Here is a 3,480-nt window from a genome sequence, read left to right as displayed (position 1 = left end):
TCGGCGTAGGTCAGGGCGGTGTCGTCGCACGTCACGGCTACCGCGTCCGGTGCACACTCGGCCTGCGCCTCGAACAACCCCGGTAGTGTTGCGCTGTCATTCACCGTGGCGGTGTCATTGCGGGTGACCAGCAGTTCCCGCCGCTCCTCGTCGGTGAGCAGGTCGATCCGGCCGACCGGCCGGTCCGCGTCGGCGACCATCAGGTCGAGCACTTGGATCAGCCGATCGAGGAATCCGTTGGCCGCAGCTCGGTCGAAAAGGTCGTCGCGGTAGTCCAGACGCAGGTGGAGACGGCGGCCCGGCGCCGCGATCAGAGTGAGCGGGTAGTGCGTCGCGTCGCGTCCCCGGCCAAGGTCGGGGGCGATGTGTAGTCCCGCACCCACCGTGGCGGCGGTGTCATCCCAGGGATAGTTCTCGAACACCACGGAGGTGTCGAAGAGGTCGCCCAATCCCGCGAGCTGCTGGATACGGGCCAGCCCGAGATGGTGGTGTGCGGTCAGCCGCGACTGCTCATCCTGCAGCCGGACGACTGTGGCCAGCAGCGACTGCGCCGGGTCCAGCCTGACCCTCACGGGCACCATGGCGATGAGCAGGCCCACCATGGACTCCACACCGGACAGCTGCGGGTCACGACCTGCCACGACGGCCCCGAAAACCACGTCGTCATGGCCCGTACGGCGGCTCAGTACCAGACCCCAGCCGGCCTGCAGGACGGTGTTCAGGGTCACGCCCTGGCCGCGCGCCCACTCGGCGAGCGCGGCCGTGCGCTCCTCGTCCAGTTCGACAGTGATTCGTTCCGGCATCTGCGCGGCGCGTCCGGGATCCACCGGTGTGATCAGGGTGGGCTGTTCGAGGTCGGAGCAGACCTCGCGCCAGGCAGCCTCGGCCGCCGGTTGGTCCTGCTGGGCCAGCCAGCCCAGAAACTGGCGGTAGGGGGTGACCCGGGGGAGCGCAGCGGTGTCCCCGTGAGTGTCGTACAGCGCGGTCAGCTCGCGCACGAGGATGGGAGTGGACCAACCGTCGAGCAGGATGTGATGGGTGGTCAGGATGAGGCGGTGGTGCTCCCCGGCGAGCCGCACCAGGGAGAAGCGCAGCAGCGGCGGCTCAGCCAGGTCGAACCGGCGGCCGTGCTCCTTGGCGGCGAGTCGGACGAACTCCGCCTCCGCTGCGTCGCCGGGAAGCGAGGAGAGGTCGTACTCCTCCCAGGGAACCTCGACCTGACGGGAAATCGTCTGCACCGTCTGACCCGACCCCACCTGCCGGAAACCGGCGCGCAGGTTCGCGTGCCGCTGGACCAGGGCGCGGACCGCCGCCCGCAGGTTCTCACTGTCGAGGGCGCCCGCGATGTCGAATACGTGCTGCACCCCGTAGACGTCCGCGCCGTCCTGCTCATAGCGCGAGTGGAACAGCAGCCCCTCCTGCATCGGGGACAGGGGCAGAATGTCTTCCAGGCCCGACGACGTCATTTCTGGATCCTCCACGCGGCTTCGAGTTGCTCGATCTCGTGCTGGCTGAGTGTGGTCAGGGGGAAGTCCGAAGGCGTGTGGCCGCCGGTGCCGGACCGGTCACCGTGCCGGACCAGGCCGCGGATCGCGCGGAACCAGTCCTCGGCAAGGTCGCGGACGTGCTGCTCGGGCCAGAGATCGGGGGCCCACGTCCAGACGGCTTCCAACCAGGGGCCGTCCGGAGTGTCGCGGACCATCGAGTTGACCTCCAGTCCGTGCGCCAGGGCGGTGCCCGGATCAGCGCCGCTCAGCAAGCCCGCCTCCGATGCCACGGCCCACGCCGGGTTGCCCGCAACGAGGGGGGTTCCGGCTGAAGCGAACCGGCCGAGGTAGTTGAAGCCCAGCTGGGGCACCGCGAGCCGACGCAGCTCCGATCCGGTCGACGGATTGAGGTGGCGCAGCAGACCGAAGCCGACGCCTTTGTCGGGCAGGGAGCGCAACTGCTCCTTGACTCTTTTCAGGGCTTGCCCGAGGGCCGGTCCGCCGTCGGCGACCTCTTCCCAGCCCAGCGCGCCCGGGTCGATCCGGACGGGATACAGAGAGGTGAACCAGCCCACGGTGCGGGACAGGTCCGTGTCCTCGATGATCTCCTCGCGGCCGTGGCCCTCGACATCCACCAACAGCTCGGTGTGCCGCCCGCGGGCATGACGGCGCCGCCACTGGGCGACCGCCAGGGCGAGCGCGGTCAGCAGTACATCGTTGACCCCCGCGTGGAAGGCGGCCGGCACCGTCGTCAGGAGTGAGGTGGTGACGTCGGGTGGAAGGGAAAGCGTGAGGTCGCGGGCCCGGCCGACGGTGTCCCGTCCTGGATCCAGCCGGTCAGCGGTCAGCGGTGGGTCAGCAGCGGTCAGCAGATCGGCCCACAGCCGCACTTCCGCGGCACGAGCTGGATGGCGGGCCTCCGCCGTCAGCAGCCGGGACCAGCGTTGCAACGAGGTGTGCACCGGCTCCAACCCCGGGGCCCGGCCGCGCGCGACCGCCTCCCAACCGGCGACCAGATCCGCAAGCAGCAGCCGCCAGGACACCCCGTCCACCACCAGGTGGTTGACCAGGAACAGCAGACGGCCGGCACGACTGGGCCCGGCATCGAACCAGACCGCTTGGAGCAGCACCCCCCGCTCCGTCGACAGGCGGGCGGCCGCCGAGTCCAGGTGATCCCGTACCAGCGCCTCGTCGAACGTGCCTGCGCCCACGTCGACGCGGTGCACCAGGTCGGCAGCCGGGACGGCGCCGACCGGAAGAACTTCCAGCGACCACGGCCGGCGGCTTGCGCGGCTCGGGGTCCGGGTCAGTCGCAGGGCGTCATGGTGGTCCACGAGCGCCTGCACGGTCGCAGTGAGGCAGTCCTCGCCCAGATCGGCCGGCACCTGCAGCAGCATCGCCTGGTAGAACGGGTCGATCGCGCCGCCGCGCTCGTCGAACCAGAGCATGATCGGTGTGGGCTCCACCGTACCGATGCCCGCTCCATCGGTTGCCGGAGCCGACTGGGGCAAGTCCTCGGCGACGTCCGCCAGCCCAGCCACGGTCCGCCGCTCGAAGATGTCCCGGACCGCGAAACCGACCCCTGCCGTGCGCGCCAGGCTCACCAGGCGGATCGAGATGATGCTGTCCCCGCCGAGTGCGAAGAAGTCGTCATCAAGGCCGACCCGGTTCACACCGAGGGCCCGTGTGAACAGCTCACCGAGCAGCCGTTCGCGCGCCGTCCGCGGCTCGCGTCCCGGGGCGTCCGCCTGCGGAGCCGGGTCAGGATCGGGCAGCGCGGTGTGGTCGAGCTTGCCATTGGCAGTCAGCGGCAACCTGTCCAGCTGGACGAACACCGACGGCAGCATGTAGTCCGGCAGCCGCCGGCGGGCGAACTCACGCAGGCTCTCCGCAGGCAGCGCGTTGGTGGCGGCGACGTACGCGATGAGGCGGATCGTGCCTGGTTGGTTTTCGTGGGTGATGACGGCGGCTTGGGTGATGTCGGGGTGGTCGG

Annotated in this window: 2 protein-coding genes; both read right to left on the bottom strand. The window is 70.1% G+C overall.

Annotated elements, in window-relative coordinates:
• On the bottom strand, positions 1-1,466 hold a 1,466-nt coding region (locus C6N31_RS41970; RefSeq protein ID WP_232486330.1), incomplete at its 3' end, for a condensation domain-containing protein.
• Positions 1,463-3,480 (bottom strand): condensation domain-containing protein (locus C6N31_RS41965; RefSeq protein WP_232486329.1); only part of this gene is annotated, 2,018 nt, incomplete at its 5' end. The genes C6N31_RS41970 and C6N31_RS41965, both read right to left, overlap by 4 nt.

This window comes from Streptomyces fildesensis (assembly GCF_016107395.1).
Classification (GTDB): Bacteria; Actinomycetota; Actinomycetes; order Streptomycetales; family Streptomycetaceae; genus Actinacidiphila; species Actinacidiphila fildesensis.
This window is presented reverse-complemented; position numbering and strand designations above follow the sequence as displayed.